Raw genomic sequence first — 2,297 nt, 5'->3', positions numbered from 1 at the left:
CGCGTTTGAGGGCGGGGTTTTGGGTTTAATCTTAACTGTCTAGGACAGCGTTAGATTAGAACTTGTGTTCAAGGCCAAAGGTCACCACTTTCGTTTGTTTTTCGTCGTTGTTGCCTTTTGCGAGAGACGCGTATTCAACATAGGTACGGGTTTTTTTGCCAAGTGAGAAATCTAGTCCAAGCGCGTAGTTAGTAGCGCTGTCTTCCTGAGTATCGGTGCCAACTTCATCGTAGTTTACTATTGCGGCTTTAGCGCGTGGTGTCATTTGGCCCATGCGATAGGCAATGCCAACTGTGACAGATTGGCCTACATCCGCTTGTGCATTGTAAAGAAGCGAAGTTGTCAAACCAACTTGATTGTATTGAAGTACTGCTCGACTTACATCCCCACGTTTTTCAGTTGGATCTAAGGTACTTTCTGCAATACTACCAGTTTGTGATGTTTTACCGGTCGCGGTATAGGCGGCGGCGGCATAAAAGCCTGAGCGTTTAGAACCATAAGACAAGGAAAACGAGCTCGCGTTAGATAAGGATTGTTCTTTTCGTGTCGTGGTGGATTCGGCGGCGGCTAAATTTTCTTGGCCAGACAAGGCCAAAGCAAATGACACGCCGTAAAAACGGGGTGAATAATAAGCAAAGGTTTCATCAAAACGATCTTCACCGTCTAAACCGCCATTAAAGGTTTCTGAGTAGTTGCCGGCATAAGCCGATTTTTCAAATCCGTCGGTAGGCGCAATCATGCGCAATGGTGTGTCCATGCGACCTAAAATAACGCTACCGAAGCCACCGGCTAAGCCAAAGAAAGTGTTTCTGGCCTCACCGATTAAATCTGAATCGGCGGTGGGGTTGGCGAGGTTGAACTCGACTTCGAGTTGATAGATCACGCGTAAGGCATTACCTAAGTCTTCTGATCCTTTAAAGCCAAAGTGCGAATAGCGATTTACGATATCCATATTGGACGTATCGCTGTTGTCAACGCTTTCGATAGCGGCATTGAACTCGCCATATAATTCGGGCATAGCCGCCAATACACTGGTTGAACTGATGCTTGATAGCAGGGTTAACGCAATAATATTCTTTTTCATCTTAGTGGATCCCATGGTTTAACTTAAACTTATATTTGCTTGTATTTTAAAATAGGTTGAAATAGATTTTATTATCGAAATTATACAGAGGGAAGGAGGGGGTTTGTATTTAAATGCTACTTTGTGTGTAGAAACAAAAAAGGGGCTAAACGCCCCTTTTATATAAGATTAACTATCTAAATTTGTTAGAAGTCGATTCTTAAACCAGCTGTGATAGCGGTGTAATCAGTTCCATCATTTCGATCAGAGTTGCGGTAACCACCGAAAACACGGGTTTTCTTAGATAGTCTGTGGATTGCACCTAGCGCCATGTAGTCAGTATCTTTAGCATCATTGTCATCATCTGTTTGACCTAGTTGAGCGACTAAGGTTGTTGCGCCCATTTTCATTTGATAACCTAGGAAAGCAACGGTTGAGTCTTCATTAGTCCCAGCAGCATTTTCATTTGTAATCATTTCATACTGAGCTGAAAAAGTATGGTTGCCCATTTTATATTGACCACCTACTTTGTTAGCAGTGTATGCGAAATCAGTATCTAGATCATTATCAGAGCTCTGCTGGTCAGAATCCATTGCAGTCGAAGCAAAAACTTCGAAGTTGTTCGCTTTGTAAGTTACCGCTGCTGAAAGGTCGCCGCTATTACCTGAAAAATCATCCCCATTACCGCCATCTACGCCATAAGCAATCCATACATTTACATTGCCAAAGTCGTTTTTATAAGCGACAGAGTTGTCCCAAAAACTATTGTGACCAAACGCGCTAGCTGACATACCACCACTTTTACGTGCTTCTAAATAAGTGGTGACAAATGGGTCATACTTAACACCACCAGCATATTTGTAAGGGACTTTAATGCGACCCGCTTCGAAGGTACCAAAACCACCTTTTAAACCGACCATACCAACACGTTGGCCATCAGCAATATTGCCGTTAGCGGTGTCGATTTGCCATTCGAAGTTGTAAATCGCTTGTAAACCATTGCCTAGGTCTTCAGAACCCTTGATGCCTAAACGACCACGTTTGTTGTCACCCATCTTAAGAGTCGATTCATCAGTCGTAACACCTGTACGCTTACCACCAGTGTTGTTATCACCGTATCCACCATTGTCTACGCTGGCGATTTCTACCTGCATTTGACCATAAAGAGTTGGACCGTTTGCCATGGCTACTGGAGCGGCTACGGCAGATGCGATAGCGATAGCTAGAATATTCT

Annotated in this window: 2 protein-coding genes; both read right to left on the bottom strand. The window is 43.7% G+C overall.

Translation table 11 applies throughout. The features are described from left to right. Nucleotides 1-55 precede the first annotated feature (55 nt). The gene (locus tag IBX48_RS10295; RefSeq protein ID WP_296834246.1) at nucleotides 56-1,084 is read right to left on the bottom strand and encodes a porin; all 1,029 of its coding nucleotides are present in this window, start codon (nucleotides 1,082-1,084) and stop codon (nucleotides 56-58) included. A gap of 185 nt (nucleotides 1,085-1,269) precedes the next feature. Then, the coding region (locus IBX48_RS10290) for a porin (RefSeq protein ID WP_296834243.1) at nucleotides 1,270-2,297 on the bottom strand (1,028 nt) is incomplete at its 5' end.

This window comes from Thiomicrospira sp., assembly GCF_014859555.1.
Lineage (GTDB): Bacteria > Pseudomonadota > Gammaproteobacteria > Thiomicrospirales > Thiomicrospiraceae > Thiomicrospira.
Note: the sequence above shows the minus strand (reverse complement) of the source record. Positions and strands in the feature narration are given on the sequence as shown.